This window comes from Lentzea sp. NPDC004782, assembly GCF_040609115.1.
Classification (GTDB): domain Bacteria; phylum Actinomycetota; class Actinomycetes; order Mycobacteriales; family Pseudonocardiaceae; genus Lentzea.
On sequence record NZ_JBEXJN010000051.1, the window covers coordinates 1 to 18,311 of the forward strand.

Here is an 18,311-nt window from a genome sequence, read left to right on the forward strand (position 1 = left end):
CTGATGCCGACCCGGTAAGCGGTAATGCCGGAAATCGGCGGTGCCAGCGCAACCACGCACGACTGCGATTGGGGCTTGACTTTGGGTGCGAGGTGAATCGACCCGTCTCGTCATCCGTCCCAACCCGGTCACCAACGCGAGGAACGGCCCGGACCCCTCCGTGGAGAAGTCCGGGCCGTTCCACATCCAGATGACCAGCGCCGCAGGTCAGGGGATCGTCAGCACCTGGCCGGGGTGGATGAGGTCCGGGTTGGAGATGCCGCTCGCCGACGCGATCTCGCCGTACCGGTTGCCGTCGCCGTAGTAGCGCTCGGCGATCGCCCACAGCGTGTCGCCGCCCTGCACGGTGTAGGTCTGCACGGCCGGCGCGGCAGGTGCCTCCTCGACCGGAGCCGGAGCGGGGGCGGGGGCGGGGGCTGCGGCTTCCGGGGCGGCCTGCGGGCTGTCGGTGTTGGTGTTGCTGGCCCACTTCGGGCTGCCGTCACCGCCGATGACGACGAGGTTGCGGTCGTTCTGCAGGACCAGGCGCGAGCCTGCGTTGCCCGCGGTGTTGGTGGCCCAGACCGCGTTGTTGTCGCTCGAGTAGAGCACGAAGTTGCCGTCGTCCTGCAGCGCGGCCCGGACGGCGCCCTTGCCGTCGGTGCCGCTCGCCCAGACCGTGCCGGTGTTCTCCGAGAGAACGAGGTTGCCGTCGGACTGGAGGGTCAGCATGTAGCCGTTCGCGCTGGTGAGCTGCTGGCCGCGGGTGAGTTCCTGCCCGGCTTCCAAGGTGTCCAATGAACGCTCCACTTCGGACGTTGACCGCCGGAACCGGCGGTGCCCGAACCGGAACCTAGCCAACGGCGGCGCACCTCGCCCGGCCACGGCGGCACGTGCACCCACTGGAGTGAAAGCGAAAGCGCCCCCTTCCCGGCAACTGCGGGAAGGGGGCGCGAACGAAAAGCGCTGTCAGCCCTCGATGCGGCGGATGGTGCTGATCGGGCCGATCGAGTCGATGTCGGCGATCTTCACCGGCACGCCCTCGGTCGACGCGTGCACGGCACGGATGCCGTCCACCGCCATCGCCACGTGGGACTGGCTGGAGTAGTACACGATGATGTCGCCGGCCTTGACCTCGCTGCGGCTGACCGGGCGTCCGGCGGTGGCCTGCGCGTAGCTGGTGCGGCCGATGGTCACGCCCGCGTAGCGGTACGAGGCCTGGATCAGCGACGAGCAGTCCCAGGTGTCCGGACCGTTCGAGCCGTAGACGTAGGGCTTGCCGCGCTGCTGCAGGGCGAACTCGAGCGCCTTGCCCGCGGTGCCCGGCGGCACCGAGATGTTCGACATGTCGCCGGAGTTGGCCAGCTGGTTGCGCACGGACTGGCTCAGCGACCGGTACTGGTTCTGCGCCTCGGCGAGCTGCTTGTCGAGGTCGGCCTTCTTCTGCTCGATCTCGGCGAGCAGCTTCTTCGAGGCCTCGGTGGCCTCGTTGGCCGTCTTCGTGGCGTTGTCCGCCGCGTTGACCGCGTCCGTGAGCTTCTTCATCGCCTCCGCGTTGTCGGCCGCGAGGATGTTGATGGCCGACATGCGGTTGAGGAAGTCCTGCTGCGAGTCGCTCACGAGCAGCGCCGAGATCTGGTTGAAGCGCGCGCCCTCGAACGTCGACTCGGTGATGACGTCGACCTGGCCGCGGAGGGACTCCTCGGCCTTCTGGGCGGTGGCGAGGTCGCTCTTGGCCTTGTCCAGTTCCGCCTGCTTGGCCTTCAGGTCGTCCTGGGCCTTGAGGTGGTCCTGGTTGAGCTTGGAGGCCTGCTCGGAGAGCTCGTTGTACTTCTTGAGCGCGTCGGCGGCCGAAGGCTGTGCGGTGGCCGGAGCCGTGGGGAGAGCCGCGGCTACGACAGCAGCGGTCGCCACGAGCGCTCCACGCGCGGTACGGCGTGAGGGTTGCGACACCACGTCGCGGGTCCTCCTTTGTCCTGGCAGCCGCCCCCGCGAGAACTACTGCGCGTGAGGCGGCAACCTTGGCGTCTGCCCCGAGTGGGTTAACTGCTGGGCCGAAGGTCTCGGACAGGTTACGGAACGGCCTTCTGTTCGTCTACCACCGGGTCCTCAACAGTTCACTCGCCAGCACGCTCTCACAGTCGTCTACATCGGTTTATCGGGGGGTGGGAGAGAAGCGTCACCCGACGACCCGGCGAATCACCGAAATGGGGCCGATCGAGTCGATGTTCGCAACTTTCACCGGCACGCCCTCGGTGGACGCGTGCACCGCGCGGACGCTGTCCACGGCCATCGCCACGTGCGACTGACCCGAGTAGTAGATGATCAGGTCGCCTGGCGCGACCTCGGCGCGGCTCACCGCCCGGCCGATCTTCGCCTGGTCGTAGGTGACGCGCGGGATGCTCACGCCCGCGGACCGGTAGGCGGCCTGCACCAGCGACGAGCAGTCCCACGAGTCGGGTCCGTTCGAACCGAACACATAAGGCTTGCCCTGCTGGTTCAGGGCGAAGGTCAGCGCCGCTCCCGCCGCTCCCGCCGGCGCCGCGACGGTCACCTTGGGACCGGACGCCGCCAAGGTCTGCCTCTGCGGTGCCGACAACGACTGGTACTTGGTGCGCGCGGCCGTCACCTGCTCGTCCATCGCCGCCTTGCGGACCGTCACGTCCTTGACCAGCTTCTCCGCCGCGGCGGCCGCGGCCGTGGCGTCGGCCCGCGCCTTCCTGGCGGCGTTCAACGTGGCGTTCATGCGCGTGACAGCGGCGTTCTGGTCGGCGGCGATGATGTTCATCGCCTGCATCCGCTCCAGGAAGTCCTGCTGGGACGTCGACGTCAGGAACGCCGACAGGTTGTTGAGCCGGGCGCCCTCGAACGACGCCGTGGTGAGCACGTCGACCTGGCCGCGGTACTGCTCGGACTCGGCCAGCGCCTTCTTCTCCGCCTCCGTCGCGATGCCCACGATCGCGTTGGCCTTCGCGAGGTCACCGGTGGCCTTGAGGTGGTCCTGGGTGAGCTTCTCGGCCTGCTGCGTCAGGTCGTTGTACGTCTTGAGGGCGTCCTCGGCCGGTTGCGCGTGCGCCGACGGCAGCGACACCACTGTCGCGGCGATCACGGCGGCCAGAGCGGTGGTCCTTGCAGCACGTCGGCCGGGCACGCGGCCTCCTCAGCAGTCGTAGTCGGACTTCTGAGGAGGCCTACGGCCGAACGGCCGACCGGGTTCAGTTCCCGGTCAGGCGGTGGTCGCCAGCACGGCGGTCGACAGCTTCTTCAACGCCCACGCGCACCCGAGTCCCACTGACGTGAGAGCGAGCCACGGCGCCCATGGCACACCCGCGCGCGCAGCGGCGTCGAACGCGATTCCGGTGAGCAGGTTGCCGAGCAGGATCCCGACGCCCACGACCGTGTTGTAGAGGCCGTAATGCGTGGCCACGAGCCGGTCACCGGACAACGAGACGATCTTGTCCATCTCGAACGGGAACACCACCATCGTCCCGAGCGCGAGCAGCGCCGCGCACAGGATCAACCCGGTCCAGCCGCCGAGGACGGCGGGCAGGAACGCGAGGCCGAGGACCAGCACGCCGATCGTCAACGACCGGTCCGGACCCAACCGCGCGCGGGCCCACGCCGTGACCCGCAGCTGGCCGACGACCGCCAGCACGCCCGACACGGCGAACAGCACTGCCGTCAGCACCGTCGAGCCGGAGGCCAGCGGCAGCGCCAGGTAGACCTGGAACGACAGCACGTACGACCCGGTCATCGCCGCCGCGAACAGCACGAACCGCCGGTTGGAGCACGCCAGCCGCCAGTCGGCGAGCACCGAGTCGCCCGAGGACGTGCCGGCCCGCGCGGGCAACGACCGCCACTGCAGCACCGTCAGCACCAGGAAGACACCGGCCGCGACCAGGCACGTGAGCCGGAAGTCCACCGCGGTCAGCGCGAGCCCGATCAACGGCCCCACCAGAATTCCGGTCTGGTAGAAGATGTTGAACAACGCGAACGCCTCCACGCGCCGTGGACCAGCATCCGCGGCAACGTAAGCGCGCACGGCCGGGTTGAACAACGCCCCGGCGAACCCGGTCGCCGCCGACGCGATCACCAGCGCCGGCAGCCCGTCCACGAGCCCGAGCAACGCGAACCCGCCGGTCCGCAACGCACAGCCCGCCACGATCAACGGCTTGTACCCCAGGCGATCCGCCAGCGTGCCACCGATCAGGAACATGCCCTGCTGCGCGAAGTTCCGCACCCCCAGGACGAGTCCGACCGCCCACCCGGCGAGCGCCAGCGTCACCGACAGGTGCGCGGCCAGGTACGGCATCAGCATGTAGAAGCCGACGTTGATGCTGAACTGGTTGAGCAGCAACAACTGCACGCTTCGGTCGAACGAGCGGAACTGCGTGATCACGCGGTCACCGCCAGCGGGTCCACAACGGACCGGCACATGGTCCAGGACAGCACTTCCCGCTCTCCCGGTGAGGAGATCTCCAGCGGGTCGGCGGCCGGGACGACGTCGAGTAAGGCGTGCGCGGCGCAGTACTCGTCGCTGAACACGGTGTCGAAGTAGCGCTGCGGCCCGTCCGGGAAGACCGCGGCGATCCTCGTGCCGGCCACGCAGGTCCGCGCCAGCCAGGACGCCACCAGGGCGACCGCGCCGACGCTCCAGCCACCGCTCGCGTAGTGCCGCGACGCCAGCGTCCGGCACGCCCACACGGCCTCACCGGGGTTCACCCAGTGCACCTGGTCGAACGCCGGGTAGTCGACGTTGCGCGGGAAGATGCTCGACCCGAGCCCGCGCATCAGCCGGGTCCGCGCGGGCTGGCCGAAGATCGTCGACCCGATCGTGTCGACGCCGACCAGTCGCAACGACGGGAAGTGCTTGCGCAGCGCCGAAGCCACCCCGGCGGAGTGGCCACCGGTGCCCACCGCGCACACCAGCACGTCGACGCGCCCGAGCTGCGCGGCCAGCTCGTCGGCCAGCGGCGCGTACCCGGCCACGTTGTCCGGGTTGTTGTACTGGTCGGGGCAGTAGGCGCCCGGCACCGTGGACAGCAGCTCGGCCACCCGCGCGCGCCGCGCCTCCTGCCAGCCGCCGGTCGGGTGCGGGCTTTCGACGAGATCCACGGTGGCCCCGTAGGCGCGGAGCATCCGCCGGATGATCGGCTCCAGGCCGGGATCGGTCACCAACGTGACCGGAATGCCGTGCACGACCCCGGCGAGCGCCAGCCCGAGGCCGAGCGTGCCGCTGGTCGACTCGACGACGTGACCGTCCGGGCGCAGATCACCGCGCTCCAGCGCGCGGCCGATCATGTGCAGGGCGGCGCGGTCCTTCATGCCGCCGCCGGGGTTGGCGCATTCGAGCTTCGCCCAGAAACCGGACTTGGACGTGCGGGAGAGCTCGTCGATCCACAGCACGGGCGTGTTGCCGACGATCCCTGCGGGCGTGTTGCGGTCCAGAACGGGAACAGACATGGAGATTCCCTCAGAAGAGATGGGGACGGGCCGGTTCGGAAGGCGCGCGACAGCGACGGCAGGACCACGGGAAGTCCTGTCGTGGCGCGCGGAACGGGCCGGTCTACGTCCGGGATATGCCGAGATCGAGCAGCAGTGCGCGCCCCGAGCTGGACGGCTCGGAGCGCCTGAGACACGACGGTCCTGTGGCGGCGGGACGCGCGGCGGGCTCGCCGTGGGCGTCCGGCACGGCGAGGAAGGTGGCGCCGGTCTGAACGGCGGCCTCGGCGGGTGAGGCGGCGGTCAGGTGGTGGGCGTCGCCGTGGTGGCAGAACTCCCCGGAGATGCCCGGCACGTACGCACCGTGGTGCGCGGTCTCGGCCTGGCACGCCGGATACAGCACGAACACCGCGACGAGCGCCAGTGCGACGACGACAGCGATTCGACGCACTGTCGTCAGTTGATTCCGCACGGTTACCAAACTACCGGTGTGCGCGATCTTGTAAAGGTCCTTTGCTGGGTTAGGTAAGCCTGATCTCGGAGGTGGACGGTGTGCGAGGCAGTCGCCGTGGTTCTGCTGCTTGCCTCCTACGCCAAGATCATGAACAAATTGGCTGACCAGTTCGAACAGGTGTTGGCACGATGACCGCGTGCTGACGCTTCTGAAGGAGAACGGCCCGTTGCGCGTGCTCAGCACCGCACGGGTCGTTTCTGTCGTGGGGGACGCGCTCAGCCTGGTCACGCTGATGCTGCACGTGCAGTCCGTGCTGGGAAAAGCCGTCGCGGTGGCCGCACTGCTGCTCGTGGGCGACTTCGCGCCGTCACTGCTGAGCCCGCTGACGGGCGTGATCAGCGACCGGTTCGACCGGCGTACGGTCATGATCGCCTGCGAGGTGGCGCAGGGCGTCCTGCTGGCGGTCATCGCGTTCACCCTGCCGCCGTTGCCGGTCCTGCTCGCGCTGGTCGGCATCCGCGCGGTGCTGGGGCAGATCTTCATCCCCGCGTCACGGGCCGCCGTGCCGAGCCTGGTGGCCGAGAAGGACCTCGGGCAGGCGAACACCGCGCTGGGCCTCGGCACCAACAGCGCCGACGTGATCGGGCCGTTCCTCGCCGCCGCACTGCTGACTTTCCTGGACACCCGCGGAGTTCTGCTCGTGGACGCCGTTTCGTTCGCAGCGTCCGCGTTGTTGTTGCTGCGGCTGCCGAGACTCGTGGTGCCGTCGGTGCCCGGCGAGTCCGTTTTCGCCGACGCCAGGCAAGGTCTGGGGGAGATCTGGCGCAACAGGGCGTTGCGGATCGTCTTCCTCGGCTTCTGCGGGGTCGTGGCGTGCACGGCGATCGACGACGTGGCGGTGCTGCAGCTGACCGTCGTGGTGTTCGGCGCGCCGGAGAGGGTGGCCGGTGTGGTCCTCGGCGCGGTGGGCATTGGTCTGCTGACCGGATATGCCTTGCTGGCCAAGGGGTCTTCGCGGCTGAGCATGGTCGCGTTGCTCGTCACCGGCTTCGCGATCAGCAGTGCGGGCAACCTGTTCACCGGTCTGGCGTGGGGCGTCGCGTCGGCGTTCGCGCTGCAGGTCGTGCGCGGGCTGGGCATCGCGGCGATGGACGTCGCGCACAGCACGCTGATCCAGCGGCTCGTGCCCGGTGATCGAACAGGCAGGGTGTTCGGCAACTTCTACGGCGGGATCGGTGTCGCCGCAGCGGTTTCGTACATCGGTGGTGGTCTGCTGCTGGACGCGGCCGGGCCGCGGCTGACGTTCGTTCTCGGCGGCGGCGCGGGCGTGCTGGTGGCGGTCTGGGTGGTTGCCGCTTCACGGGCAAGAGGTGTTGAGTGGGAATCAGCCTCTTGAGGGGAGAAGGCGATGTGGGGGAAACGCATTGCTGTCCTTGCAATTTCACTGTTGTTGACCGCGGCGGCGGCGTCGGTCGCGCACGCGAGCACCGGGGTGGTACCCGCGTCGACGTCGTGGGTGTCGGCTGACCGCGGCTGGGTGCTGGGCGTCGACACGGTGTGCCCGACCGCGAAGTGCGTGCAGCTCGTCCGCACGCTCGACGGCGGCGCGTCGTGGACTCGGGTGAAGACGCCGCCGCTGTCGGTGCCGGAGACCGACCGGCTGCGGGTGCTCTTCGCGAACGACGCCGCGGGCATGGTGACCGACGGCGAGCAGCTGTTCGTCACCAGCAACGGCGGCACCCGCTGGGAACCGTCCGGCATCAAGGGAACCGCGGGGGCGCTGGGGTTCGACAACTCCGGGTTCCTCGCGGTGATCTACGACGGCACGTCGTCGCGGCTGTTCCACCGCGAGCTGTGGTTCGGCTCGTGGCAGCCGGTGCCGGGCGTCGAGGTGAAGGGCCAGGCCTTCGGTGCCATCGCCGACGGCCAGGTGTCGCTCGCGACGTTCGGGCAGGAGAACCGGTACTGGACCCGGTCTCCGGCGGGCTGGCAGGAGGAGACCGCGCCGTGTGACGTCTTCTCGGCCACCCGGCTCGGCACGGTCGGCACCGACCGCTACGCCCTGTGCAGCTTCGATCCCGGCTTCGGGAACATGACGAAGGAGCTGCGCAAGGCCGTGGACGGTGTGTTCAAGACCGTCAGCGTGCCGCCGCGCGAGGGCATCACGACGGGCTTCGCGATCTCGCAGGAAGCGGCGCTCGTGGCCGCGACCGGACGCGACTGGTCGTTCGTGCACCGGGGTCCCGGCGACAAGTGGACCACGCCGCTCACGCTCGGCGGTCCGGCGTTCGAGGACCTGGCGTTCTCCGACGCCCGGCACGCCACGCTGGTGCGCGGTGGGCCCGGTCAGGAGTTCGCCGAGGTCTACCGGTCCGATGACGCCGGACTGAACTGGAAGCTCCTGACGATCTAGCTATTCTGGGGTCATGGAGCCTCCTGCCCAGGGGATGCTGGACGTCGGCGACGGCAACCAGGTCTATTGGAAGATCGTCGGCAACCCCGACGGCAAGCCCGCCGTGCACCTGCACGGCGGGCCCGGCGCTCCGGCGAAGAACGCGGGCAAGTCGTTCGACCTGCGGAAGTTCAAGGCCGTGGTCTTCCACCAACGCGGCTGCGGCCTGAGCACGCCGCACGCGAGCGACCCGGCCGCGGACATGAGCGTGAACACCACCGACCACCTGATCTCCGACATCGAGCAGCTCCGCGAGCACCTCGGCATCGAGAAGTGGCTGGTGTACGGCGGTTCCTGGGGCACGACGCTCGCGCTCGCCTACGCGCAACGGCACCCCGAGCGCGTCACCGAGATGATCCTGATCGCGATCACGACGGCGTCCCGGCGCGAGCTGGACTGGCTGTACCAGGGCGTTTCCCGGTTCTTCCCGGAGGCGTGGGCCCGGTACAGCGCGCATGCCGGCAACGCGCCGGACGTGGTGCGCGCCTACGCCGACCTGATGGAGGATCCCGCGGCGCGCGAGCAGGCCGCGATCGAGTGGGCGCGGTGGGAGGACACGGTTCTCTCGTTCGAGGACTTCGGCACACCGGACATGTTCAGCGACAGGGCGTCGGACGACCTCATCGCGTTCGTGCGGATCTGCGCGCACTACTACGCGAACCTCGGGTTCGTCGGGGATCTGCTCGGTGACGCGGGCAAGCTCGCGGGCATCCCGGCGGCGTTGATCCACGGCCGGCGCGACATGAGCTGCCCGGCCGACACGGCGTGGCGGCTCGCGCAGGCGTGGCCGGACGCCGAACTGACCCTGGTGGACGACAGCGGCCACAAGGGCAGTCCCGCGTTCGCGGAGGCGGTGCAGGCCGCGGTCAGGAGGTTCTCCCCGTGACGCAACGGAAACCGCCCGGCATGGGCTTCGAGTCGTGGATCGACAGGCAGATCCGCGAAGCCGAGGAGCGCGGCGAGTTCGACGACCTGCCCAGCGCCGGCAAACCGCTGCCCGGTGCGGGCGAGCCGCTGGAGGAGGACTGGTGGCTCAAGAAGAAGGTGCGGGAGGAAGAGGGCACTGCAGGGCTGCCCCCTTCCCTGGTCCTGCGCAAGCAGGCCGAGACCGCCAAGGCGCGCGCCCTGGCGGCCGGGACCGACGACGAGGCCCGCGCGATCATCGAGGAGATGAACGCGAAGATCCTCGACGCGTTGCGGAAACCGTTGTCCGGCCCGCCGTTGAACCTCATGCCGTTCGACGTCGAGAAGCTGGTGCGTGAGCGGAAGGGGACCTCACGCGCCGACTAGCTCAGCTCGCGTTGATGTCGATGCAGGAGTAGAACGCGTTCGAGGTGTCGGCGATGTTCCAGACGGCCAGGACTTTGTGCCTGCCCGCGGATCCCACGTTGACCGTGTGCGACACGGTGGCCGGCGGCTGCTGGTTGTTGCCGCTGAAGTTCGCGACCTTGCGGCCGTCGACGAAGTAGTCGTAGTCGCGGGTGCGGTGGCGGGCGGTGAACGTCCAGTGGAACGTCACGGAGCGCCCGGTGCTGGTGACCTTCCAGCCCTTGTTGTCGTTGTTGAGCACGGCGAACTGCGACAGGTTGGCGTTGCAGCTCTTCAGGCCCTTCGGGCCCTCGACCGACTGCGGTTCGTACTGGATGGCTCCGCAGTCCTTGAAGGTGCCGTTGGCGCACTGGGCCTGACGGCTGGGAGGCGACGACACGTACCCGTGCGCGAACGCCGTACCGGTCGGGAGAGCCACGAGGACCAACGGAGCCGCCAGAACGCCTGCCACAGCGGCAGCAAGCCTGGGTCGATTCTTCATGTGACTTCCTTTGCCTTGATGTTGTTGCGTAGGTGCGCTGACATCGCGGCGGCGGTGAAGGTCTAGACCATACCGCGCGTAATCGGGGAGCCACAAGGTGTGTCTGGCTTATTTGTCGGGATTGGAGCCGCCGGGGTCGGCAGCGTTGAGCGCGGCATTCAGGCTGTCAGGCCCGCTGCCGCGCTCACGGTCGAGGCGTTCCCGGCTCAGGCGAGGGTGATCTCGTCCTCGTCGGCCTTCTCCCCGCTCTTGGCCAACCGCCTCTTCATCACGAAGATGCCCGCGACACCGACCGCGACGGCGATCGCCAGGCCCGCGTAGGAGAAGCCCTTCAGCCACTTCTCGGCGACCACGCCGAGGTAGTAGACGGCCGCCGTCGTGCCGCCCGCCCACACGATGCCGCCGAGAGCGTTGGCGACCAGGAACTTGCCGTAGTTCATGTGCAGCGAGCCCGCCAGCGGTCCGGCGAGGATCCGCAGCAGCGCCACGAAACGGCCGAAGAACACCGCCCACGCGCCGCGTTTCTGGAAGACCCGCCGGGCGTGGCTCAGCTGTGTTTCGCCGAAGTGCTTGGGGAATTTCTCGCCCATCCAGGCGAACAGCCGCGGCCCGCCGCGCCGGCCGATGAGATAGCCGAAGTTGTCGCCGATGATGGCGCCCGCGCTCGCCCACACGCCGATCCACAACGGACTGAGCTCCGCGTGCTGCGAGGCCAGCAGCGCGGACGTGACCAGCACGATCTCACCCGGCAGCGGGATCCCGAGCGACTCGATGCCGATCACCAGGCCGACGATCACGTACACGAGCAGAGGTGGGATGGCTTCGAGCCACTGTTGGATCGGCACCTCTCAACACTACCGTCGCCGCCGTGAACGACATCGCATTAGCGGTCCTCGCCGGAATGCTCGCCACGGTCAACCCGTGCGGGTTCGCGATGCTGCCTGCGTATCTGGCACTCATCGCGCGGGACAACACCGGGCGCGCCGTTTCGTCTGGTTTGGTGATGACTGCCGGTTTTGTCACGTTCTTCGGGCTGTTCGGACTCGTCCTGACGCCGATCGCCACGACCCTCAAGCGCTACCTGCCGTTCGTGACGGTCGTGATCGGGCTCGCCATGCTCGCCATCGGTGTGCTCCTGCTGCTCGGCCGCGAGCTCTACCTGCGGTTGCCGAAGGTGCAGGCCGCGCCGAAGAGCCTTTGGTCGATGTACGGCTACGGCATCGCGTTCGCCATCGCGTCTCTCTCGTGCACGATCGGCCCGTTCCTGGTGCTCGTCGGTGCGTCGCTGGAGTCGGGTTTCATCGCGTTCGTCGCTTACGCGCTGGGCATGGGTCTCGTGGTCACCGCACTGGCCGTGGCCGGCTCTCTGCTCGCACCGCGCATCAGGAAGCTTCTGCCGCACGTCGGGCGCATCGGCGGTGTGGTGCTCGTCGTGATGGGTGCGTACGTGACCTACTACGGCGTCTACGAGCTGCGGTTGTTCCTGGCCGGCGGCAGTGCGGTCGACCCGGTCGTGGGCGCGGCCGGCTGGTTCCAGAACCGGCTGGCCGAGATCGTCGGCGCGCTCGGGCCGTGGCCGTTCGCGGTCGTCCTGGTGCTCGCGGGCGCGTGGTGGCTGAACCGGAGGAGGCGCAAGGCCGTACGCCCAGACAGGAGGTGAGGAGCCCGATGCGCATCCTCGGAGTACTGCTGGGAGTCGTGCTGCTGCTCACGGGGTGCGCGGGGAAGGCGCCCACCCCGGAGAAGTTCCAGTTCACCGCGAAGACGCTGGAGGGAGCGGAGTTCCGCGGTGACAAGATCGTCGGTCAGCCCGCCGTGCTGTGGTTCTGGACGCCGTGGTGCCCGTCGTGCAACGCCGAGGCGGAGACCGTCGACGGCATCGCCAAGCGGCACGACAAGGTGGAGTTCGTCGGCGTCGCGGCCGAGGACAAGCTCGACGCGATGAAGAAGTTCGTGTCCGACCACAGGATGACCGCCTTCCCGCACCTGGCGGACCTCGACGGGGCGGTGTGGAAGCGGTTCGGCGTGACCGCCCAGCCGACGTTCGCGTTCGTCCGCAAGGACGGCACCTTCGAGCTGCTCACCGGCTCACCGACCGAGGAACAGCTCGACCAGCGTCTGTCCGCTTTGGTCCAGTGACATCACTAGCGCGCACAACTGCACCATCTCAGTAGAAAGACCCTGCGCTGTCGGGACCAACGCCTGGTTCGGCGTTGCGATCGGATTCGTATCGTCGGACTGGCCACGCGGCGTTGTCGCGTGGTCTTGAGGAGGCAGGTGTCGATGGACTACATCCAGGTCTCGCTCGCGGACGCGATTCCGGAGCAGGCCAGGGACTACGCGTCGGCGCGGATCGGCTCGCTGGACCGGTACGCGCCCGACCGGGTCGACTTCGCCTGGGTCAACCTGACTTCGGACAAGTCCGTCATCCACGCCCACGCCCGGCTCGACCTGAAGTGGGTCGAGGTGCAGGCGTACGCGGAGGCGGACACGGTCACCGAGGTGATCGATCTGCTGCGGGAACGCATGAAACGTCAGCTCGTCTCGATGAACAGCTGCGTGCCCGCGCACAACTGAACCTCGGTTGACCGGGACCCCACCACCTGGCTGCGGACGGGTGGTGGGTTCACCGCGCTCTCTTTCCAGTGCTCGCTACAGCTGAGGTTTATGTCTCATTCGTCATTGGGAAGCTGAAGTTGACATGTGGCGGCTGTTGCGACAGGCTCGTGCGGCGCTGTGCTGGTGCCGCGCAACCTGGGGGTGGGCGGCACCAGCACTGCCGTCGTCGCCGTGGCAATGTGCACGAGGCCGCCTGGGACGTAGCTGAAGTTGAACACTCCGGCAGAAGATCCAAACTGAGGTTGACAGTGTCCGGGTGCTCACGAGAGGCTTCCCGTGTGCGGTTGGGGAGCCGCGCGATGGGGGAGCGACACTGGGGGCTCCGCCTGTGGTCATTCGCCAAACAGGTCTGGGAGACGTTGAAGCATGCGCTCAAGAAGCCTTGTCCTACGGGGATTCGCGGTTCTGGCGGTGGTCGCTTCCGCGCTCACCGGGTTGACCGGAACCGGTAACGCGGCCGCCAGGAGCAAGATCATGGCTGGAACTCTGGTCCAGCTGGTCAACGTCGGCAGTGTCAACGGGTGCATGGACCTCACGTCCTATGCCGCGGGTACTCCGGTGACGTTGTACAAGTGCAACGGTTCGGTCGACAGTCAGGTGTTCGAGTACGGCGACAACTCGTTCCGCAGCAAGATCTCGCGTCTCTGCATGGATGTCAGCTCCTACACCGTCGGTGCGGTGGTGCACATGGAGGTCTGCCACGGGGGCACCAGTCAGAAGTGGCGTCACGCCGACGACGACACCATCTACAGCCTGGGCAATGCCAGCCTGTGCATGGATCTGCGTTCCTACAACAACGGAACGCCGTTGACCCTGGAGTGGTGCGGCTCCCAGCGCAGCCAGAAGTGGCAGGCCCTGACGTGACAAATCGGGAGAAGGGCGCCCACTTGCGTGTCAGAAGCTGTGTTTCACAAGGGATCGCGATCGCGGCGGCGATCGTCGCGATGGTCGGGTTGAGCGGTACCAGCGAGGCCGCCGCGGCCGGGAACTACACGACGTACAACGTCGGCAGTGTCAACGGGTGCTGGGACCTCTCGTCCTACGCGTCCGGGACGCCGCTCACGCTGTACCGGTGCCACTACGGTCGCGAAAGCCAGAAGTTCTACGACGACAACGGCAGCAGGATCCGCAGCTACGGAGCGGACCAGTGCCTCGACGTCAGCTCCTACCAACCCGGTGCCGTGGTGCACCTGCGACCTTGCGACAGCACCCACCTGAGCCAGGTGTGGGCCGCCGGTAGTGACGGCACGATCATGCCCGCGATGGCCGTGAACATGTGCATGGACCTGACCTCCTACAACGACGGAACCCCGATCACTCTCTATCCGTGCGTCAACGGCAACAAGAGCCAGCAGTGGAGGCACTTCAACGTCTGACCGGAGCGTCGTCCGGGCTCAGCGGGGCAGTGCCCGCGAGACCGCGATCAACCAGTCGAGCTCGGCGTCGGGGTCGTCCGGCCGGTTGTCCGGCGCCGAGCGGCCGTCGGTGGGCGCGACGCCGTTTCGGCGGCGTCGCAACCCGTCCGCGATCAGAGCCGCTTCTGCGGCACCGTCACCGGGCGCCGCGGACGGGTCGAGGTGCGGGCGCAGCCGGAGCCTGCCGTCCCAGATCTCGATGATCCGCCGGTACAACGCGTGCTCCGGGTGGCGGAAGGAGACGTTGCGGCCGGTGGGAACGTCCAGGGTCAGAGCGGGAAACTCGTCGTGCAGGGCCTTCCACAGCGGGTGGAGCGAGCGGTACCACCGGTTGATCCGCCACCAGCGGGCCAGGTGGTCGAGGCCGAGGCGCGCTCCGGCGATGGGCAGCAGGACGCCGACGAGCACCAGGACGGTCGTGAGGCCGAACAGCTTGCCGAGCAGGTTTCCCCGCAACCACAGGATGTCGATGCCCAGCTGGTAGGTGAGCATGTCCGTGAGCCGCAGCACGGCGTACGCGAAGCTGCAGACCGCGCCGAGCACGAACGACAGCAGGCCGTAGCGCAGCGAGAACCGTTCGGCGATCAGCCGGTACGCCCAGGCCGTGCGCATCAGGCCCACGGCCAGCACGGCGAGGCCGGTCACGAACACGAAGGCGGCGGCGGACACGAGGGGAATCTGCACCGGCGCGTCCTGGGACGCGAGTTTCGCGGCGTAGTTCGACGGCGTGGTGAAGAACAGCACCAGCATCAGCACGATCGCCGCGACCGTCCACAACAGACGCGGCCGGACGACCACGTCGGGATTGACCGTGCTGCGAAGAGCGCACTGGGCGGTCACAGCGGCGAGAAGCGTGGCGCAGTTGGAGAGCGTGCCCGCGGTGTTGAGCGTGGTCACCGAGTCCAGTGCGGCGTGCACGAAGGCGATCTGAAGGGTGATCGCGAGGGCGAACGCCGCGACCGACGCGCAGATCCACGCGGTCGCGGCGCTGGTGCGGCCGCGGTACAGGAGGTACAGGCGGAGGCCCAGGGCGGCCCAGCCGACCGCGACGATGGCCACCAGGAGCGTCTGGTTCACCGGTGGGCCCCCAGCGCGGCTTCGACGCGGTCCAGCACCTCGGCGAGCTCCGGCGACAGGCGGCGGCGCCGGGACGGGAGCCGGTGGGCGCGTTCGAGCACCAGCATCGCGAACATCTCCGCCTGCCGCTCCTCCGGATCGCTGTAGGCGGTTCTGCCGAGCACCGAGCGGACGACCGCGGGGTCGAGCGTAGGCATCAGGAACTTCAGCATCGTGTCGGGGTCCGGCTGCGGCGCCGAGTGGCCGCACAGCAGGTGGCCGAGCTCGTGCAGCACGATGTGGTCCTGGTGCAACGGGCTCGTGCCGGCGGCGTACCGGATGTGGTCGGTGGTGCGGGTCGCGATCCACAGGCCGCTCGGGCCGTCGGCCGGCAGGTCGGCGGCGCGCAGCACGATCGGGCGGCCGCGGACGGCGCCGATGCGGTGGGCGAGCTCCTCGACGGTGAACGGGTCGGGCACGTCCAGCAGCGCGACGATCTCGGTCAGCCGGTCCTGGCTCACTTGTCCGCGCCGGGGTGCTCCAGCCGCCACAGCTGGCTGATCATGTCGGACACCGCGGCCCTGCTGCCGTCGGAGAGGTCGGCCGTGCGCAGGGCGATCTCGGTGACGCCCGCCTCGCGCATCGCGGACAGCAGCTCGAGGTCCTGGTCGATCCTGGCGCTCTCGGCGTCGTCGAGGAAGTAGGCGACGGGGACGCCGAAGAACGTCGCGAGCGCGGTGAGGTGCCCGATGGTGGGGTTGTCGCGCCGGCCCGTGCGCAACTGCCAGATGTAGGTGTGGGAGATCGGCACGCCCTGCTGCTCGGCGATAGCCTCGGCCACGGCCTTGTTGCTGTGTTCGTCCTCGCCCCGGCGCACTGTGCGGAAGAGGTGGTTCAGCTTGTCGGCGATCCGGCTGGCGCCCTCGTCCGGCTCTGTCACAGATCGACACTATACGGCTGTCGAAACGAGCCTTTCGCGTTCGTACCAGGGGTGAAAGGAGAACATCATGACCCAGAAGTACCTGCTCAGCATCTATCAGCCCGATGGTGACGCACCGCCGCCCGAGGTCCTCGACCCGATCATGGCGAACCTGGAGCGGCTCAACGAGGAGATGCGGGCCAAGGGCGCGTGGGTGTTCGCGGTCGGTCTGCACCCGCCGTCGACCGCGACCGTGCTCAAGGCCAAGGACGACGACGTGCTGATGACCGACGGCCCGTTCACCGAGGGCAAGGAGCACATCGGTGGCTTCACGATCATCCAGGCGGAGGACCTCGACGAGGCGCTGGAGTGGGGGCGGCGGCTCGCGACCGTGCTGAGCCCGCTGTCGGTCGAGGTGAGGCCGATCGCGTTCGCATGATCGAACACGTCTTCCGGGCCGAGTACGGCCGTGCGGTGTCCGTCCTGACCCGCGTCCTCGGCGACCTGGACCTCGCCGAGGAGGCGGTGCAGGACGCCTTCACCACGGCCGCCGAGCAGTGGCCGGTGAAGGGCGTTCCACCGGCACCCGCGGGCTGGATCATCACGACCGCCCGCAACCGCGCCATCGACAAGCTGCGCCGCGACACCAAGGGCAGGGAGAAGTACGCGCAGGTCGCGTTGCTCCAGCACGAACCGGAGGAGGAGGTGGAGGACGTGCCCGACGACCGGCTGCGGCTGATCTTCACCTGCTGCCACCCGTCGCTCGCGCTGCCCGCCCGGGTCGCGCTCACGCTCAAGCTCCTCGGCGGGCTCACCACGGCCGAGATCGCCAGGGCGTTCCTGGTGCCGGAACCGACGATGGCGCAACGGATCGTGCGGGCCAAGGGCAAGATCCGCGCGGCTCGCATCCCGTACCGGGTGCCGCGGGACGCCGACCTGCCCGAACGCCTCAAGGCGGTGCTCGCGGTCGTCTACCTGATCTTCAACGAGGGCTACCTCGGCAGACAGGAGCTGGAGACCGAGGCGATCCGGCTCGGCCGGGTGCTGGCGGGGCTCATGCCCGACGAACCCGAGGTGTGGGGCCTGCTCGCGTTGATGCTGCTGGTCGCCTCGCGGCGGGAAGCCCGGCTGCGCGACGGGGAACTGGTGCTGCTCGAGGACCAGGACCCGCGGCGGTGGGACGCGGACCTGGTCGCCGAGGGCCAGGAAATCGTGCGCCGCTGCCTGCGCTGGAACCGGCCGGGTCCGTACCAGATCCAGGCCGCCATCAACGCCGTGCACAGCGATCCGCCCACCGACTGGCATCAGGTCGTGGCGCTCTACGACCAGCTGCTGGCGATCACGCCGAGCCCGGTCGTGGCACTGCATCGAGCCGTGGCGGTCGCCGAAACGCAAGGACCGGAAGTCGCACTGCGCGAAGTCGAGGCGCTCGACCTCGGCCGCTACCACCTGTTCCACGCCGTCCGCGCCGACCTGCTCCAACGGCTCGGCGAGGACCCGCGTGCGGCGCTGGAGGCCGCGCTCGACCTGGCGGAGCACCCGGCTGAACGCGACCTCCTGCGCAGGAGGCTACGTCTTGCGACGGCGGATCAGCAGGACCGCGCCCACGACCACGAGCAGGACCACCAGGATCCACACCCAGGCGGGCACGCCGCCGGATGACGGCGTGGTCGACGGGGGAGCGTTCGTCACCGGCGCGCTCATCGTCACGGATGAGGTCGTCGAGGCGGCGGAAGAGGTCTGCGCCACCAGGCTCACCGTGAAGGTGAGCGTGCCGGAGATGACGTCTCCGTCGTCGGACTGCGCGCGCCACGCGAGTGTGTGCGCCCCGGCGTGTGCGATCGCGTCGGCGCCGACCGTCGCCGTGATCGTCTTGTCGACGGCGTGGGCCTGGCTGATCGGCCACTTCGCGCCGTCGGGTCCGGTGATGGTGATCGCGTCACCGTCGGGCAGGCTGACGGTGTCGCTGAACGTCAGCTCGACGGTCTTGGGCGGGGCGTCGAGGGTCGCGCCGGACGCCGGGTTGCTGCTCTTGAGCTCGGCGTGGGCCTGCGCGGGGACGGCCACGGCCGTCGCGGCGAGCAGTGCCAGCACGAGCGCGCTGAAGTAACGCCTCACGCGCGCAGCGTAGTGGTCAGCACAGTTCGAAGCGGGCCACGGACAAA

At 68.8% G+C, this 18,311-nt stretch carries 23 protein-coding genes; 11 read left to right on the forward strand and 12 right to left on the reverse strand.

Annotated elements, in window-relative coordinates; translation table 11 throughout:
- Positions 1-207: 207 nt before the first annotated feature.
- The 6 genes from ABZV40_RS35355 to ABZV40_RS35380 form a co-directional block, all read right to left on the reverse strand.
- Complete coding sequence (locus tag ABZV40_RS35355; protein ID WP_355451794.1) at positions 208-777, reverse strand: LysM peptidoglycan-binding domain-containing protein; 570 nt, start codon at positions 775-777, stop codon at positions 208-210.
- 171 nt (positions 778-948) lie between these two features.
- Positions 949-1,893, reverse strand: a complete 945-nt coding sequence (locus ABZV40_RS35360; protein ID WP_355451797.1) for an NlpC/P60 family protein — start codon at positions 1,891-1,893, stop codon at positions 949-951.
- Positions 1,894-2,158: 265 nt separating this feature from the next.
- Positions 2,159-3,130, reverse strand: a complete 972-nt coding sequence (locus tag ABZV40_RS35365; RefSeq protein WP_355451800.1) for a C40 family peptidase — start codon at positions 3,128-3,130, stop codon at positions 2,159-2,161.
- Positions 3,131-3,205: 75 nt separating this feature from the next.
- Positions 3,206-4,378 (reverse strand): MFS transporter, encoded by a 1,173-nt coding sequence (locus ABZV40_RS35370; protein ID WP_355451803.1) that lies wholly within the window; start codon positions 4,376-4,378, stop codon positions 3,206-3,208.
- Positions 4,375-5,442, reverse strand: coding sequence for a PLP-dependent cysteine synthase family protein (locus tag ABZV40_RS35375; protein WP_355451806.1), 1,068 nt, complete (start codon positions 5,440-5,442; stop codon positions 4,375-4,377). The genes ABZV40_RS35370 and ABZV40_RS35375 overlap by 4 nt, the downstream gene beginning before the upstream one ends.
- A gap of 103 nt (positions 5,443-5,545) precedes the next feature.
- Positions 5,546-5,872 (reverse strand): hypothetical protein, encoded by a 327-nt coding sequence (locus tag ABZV40_RS35380; RefSeq protein ID WP_355451809.1) that lies wholly within the window; start codon positions 5,870-5,872, stop codon positions 5,546-5,548.
- A 199-nt stretch (positions 5,873-6,071) separates the two neighbouring features.
- Here ABZV40_RS35380 and ABZV40_RS35385 point away from each other — a divergent pair, with 199 nt between their 5' ends.
- Genes ABZV40_RS35385 through ABZV40_RS35400 form a run of 4 tightly spaced genes read left to right on the forward strand, consistent with a single transcriptional unit; the run spans position 6,072 to position 9,617 of the window.
- Positions 6,072-7,271 carry an MFS transporter gene (locus ABZV40_RS35385; protein WP_355451812.1) on the forward strand — a complete coding sequence of 400 codons (1,200 nt, stop codon included), beginning with the start codon at positions 6,072-6,074 and terminating at the stop codon, positions 7,269-7,271.
- Positions 7,272-7,322: 51 nt separating this feature from the next.
- A complete protein-coding gene (locus tag ABZV40_RS35390; RefSeq protein WP_355451814.1) occupies positions 7,323-8,288 on the forward strand; it encodes a hypothetical protein in 966 nt (321 codons plus the stop codon).
- Between the two features lie 13 nt (positions 8,289-8,301).
- Positions 8,302-9,213 (forward strand): prolyl aminopeptidase, encoded by a 912-nt coding sequence (gene pip / locus ABZV40_RS35395; protein WP_355451817.1) that lies wholly within the window; start codon positions 8,302-8,304, stop codon positions 9,211-9,213.
- Positions 9,210-9,617, forward strand: coding sequence for a DUF1992 domain-containing protein (locus ABZV40_RS35400; protein WP_355451820.1), 408 nt, complete (start codon positions 9,210-9,212; stop codon positions 9,615-9,617). The genes pip and ABZV40_RS35400 overlap by 4 nt, the downstream gene beginning before the upstream one ends.
- A gap of 1 nt (position 9,618) precedes the next feature.
- Here the strand turns inward: ABZV40_RS35400 and ABZV40_RS35405 are convergent, their stop codons facing one another.
- On the reverse strand, positions 9,619-10,137 hold the full coding sequence (locus ABZV40_RS35405) for a lytic polysaccharide monooxygenase auxiliary activity family 9 protein (RefSeq protein WP_355451823.1): 519 nt from the start codon (positions 10,135-10,137) through the stop codon (positions 9,619-9,621).
- Between the two features lie 206 nt (positions 10,138-10,343).
- Entirely contained in the window at positions 10,344-10,982 is a 639-nt protein-coding gene (locus ABZV40_RS35410) for a DedA family protein (protein WP_355451826.1), read from the reverse strand.
- Between the two features lie 23 nt (positions 10,983-11,005).
- Here ABZV40_RS35410 and ABZV40_RS35415 point away from each other — a divergent pair, with 23 nt between their 5' ends.
- The 5 genes from ABZV40_RS35415 (at position 11,006) to ABZV40_RS35435 (ending at position 14,132) form a co-directional block, all read left to right on the forward strand.
- Positions 11,006-11,797 (forward strand): cytochrome c biogenesis protein CcdA, encoded by a 792-nt coding sequence (locus ABZV40_RS35415; protein WP_355451829.1) that lies wholly within the window; start codon positions 11,006-11,008, stop codon positions 11,795-11,797.
- 8 nt (positions 11,798-11,805) lie between these two features.
- On the forward strand, positions 11,806-12,276 hold the full coding sequence (locus ABZV40_RS35420; RefSeq protein WP_355451832.1) for a redoxin domain-containing protein: 471 nt from the start codon (positions 11,806-11,808) through the stop codon (positions 12,274-12,276).
- 144 nt (positions 12,277-12,420) lie between these two features.
- Positions 12,421-12,714, forward strand: coding sequence for an HPF/RaiA family ribosome-associated protein (locus ABZV40_RS35425; protein WP_355451835.1), 294 nt, complete (start codon positions 12,421-12,423; stop codon positions 12,712-12,714).
- 516 nt (positions 12,715-13,230) lie between these two features.
- Positions 13,231-13,620, forward strand: coding sequence for an RICIN domain-containing protein (locus ABZV40_RS35430; RefSeq protein ID WP_355451838.1), 390 nt, complete (start codon positions 13,231-13,233; stop codon positions 13,618-13,620).
- 23 nt (positions 13,621-13,643) lie between these two features.
- Positions 13,644-14,132, forward strand: a complete 489-nt coding sequence (locus ABZV40_RS35435; RefSeq protein WP_355451841.1) for an RICIN domain-containing protein — start codon at positions 13,644-13,646, stop codon at positions 14,130-14,132.
- 18 nt (positions 14,133-14,150) lie between these two features.
- Here ABZV40_RS35435 and ABZV40_RS35440 read toward each other — a convergent pair whose 3' ends face one another.
- Genes ABZV40_RS35440 through ABZV40_RS35450 form a run of 3 tightly spaced genes read right to left on the reverse strand, consistent with a single transcriptional unit; the run spans position 14,151 to position 16,167 of the window.
- Positions 14,151-15,248 (reverse strand): MAB_1171c family putative transporter, encoded by a 1,098-nt coding sequence (locus ABZV40_RS35440; RefSeq protein WP_355451844.1) that lies wholly within the window; start codon positions 15,246-15,248, stop codon positions 14,151-14,153.
- Positions 15,245-15,748 (reverse strand): hypothetical protein, encoded by a 504-nt coding sequence (locus ABZV40_RS35445; protein WP_355451847.1) that lies wholly within the window; start codon positions 15,746-15,748, stop codon positions 15,245-15,247. Before ABZV40_RS35445 ends, ABZV40_RS35440 begins: the two co-directional genes overlap by 4 nt.
- Entirely contained in the window at positions 15,745-16,167 is a 423-nt protein-coding gene (locus ABZV40_RS35450) for a helix-turn-helix domain-containing protein (protein WP_355451850.1), read from the reverse strand. The genes ABZV40_RS35445 and ABZV40_RS35450 overlap by 4 nt, the downstream gene beginning before the upstream one ends.
- Before the next feature lie 67 nt (positions 16,168-16,234).
- On the opposite strand from ABZV40_RS35450, the gene ABZV40_RS35455 reads away from it, so the two are divergent.
- The gene (locus ABZV40_RS35455) at positions 16,235-16,585 is read left to right on the forward strand and encodes a YciI family protein (protein WP_355451853.1); all 351 of its coding nucleotides are present in this window, start codon (positions 16,235-16,237) and stop codon (positions 16,583-16,585) included.
- A complete protein-coding gene (locus ABZV40_RS35460; protein WP_355451856.1) occupies positions 16,582-17,808 on the forward strand; it encodes a DUF6596 domain-containing protein in 1,227 nt (408 codons plus the stop codon). The genes ABZV40_RS35455 and ABZV40_RS35460 overlap by 4 nt, the downstream gene beginning before the upstream one ends.
- On the opposite strand, the gene ABZV40_RS35465 is transcribed toward ABZV40_RS35460, so the two are convergent.
- On the reverse strand, positions 17,716-18,264 hold the full coding sequence (locus tag ABZV40_RS35465) for a copper resistance CopC family protein (RefSeq protein WP_355451859.1): 549 nt from the start codon (positions 18,262-18,264) through the stop codon (positions 17,716-17,718). The genes ABZV40_RS35460 and ABZV40_RS35465 overlap by 93 nt on opposite strands.
- Positions 18,265-18,311: the final 47 nt, after the last annotated feature.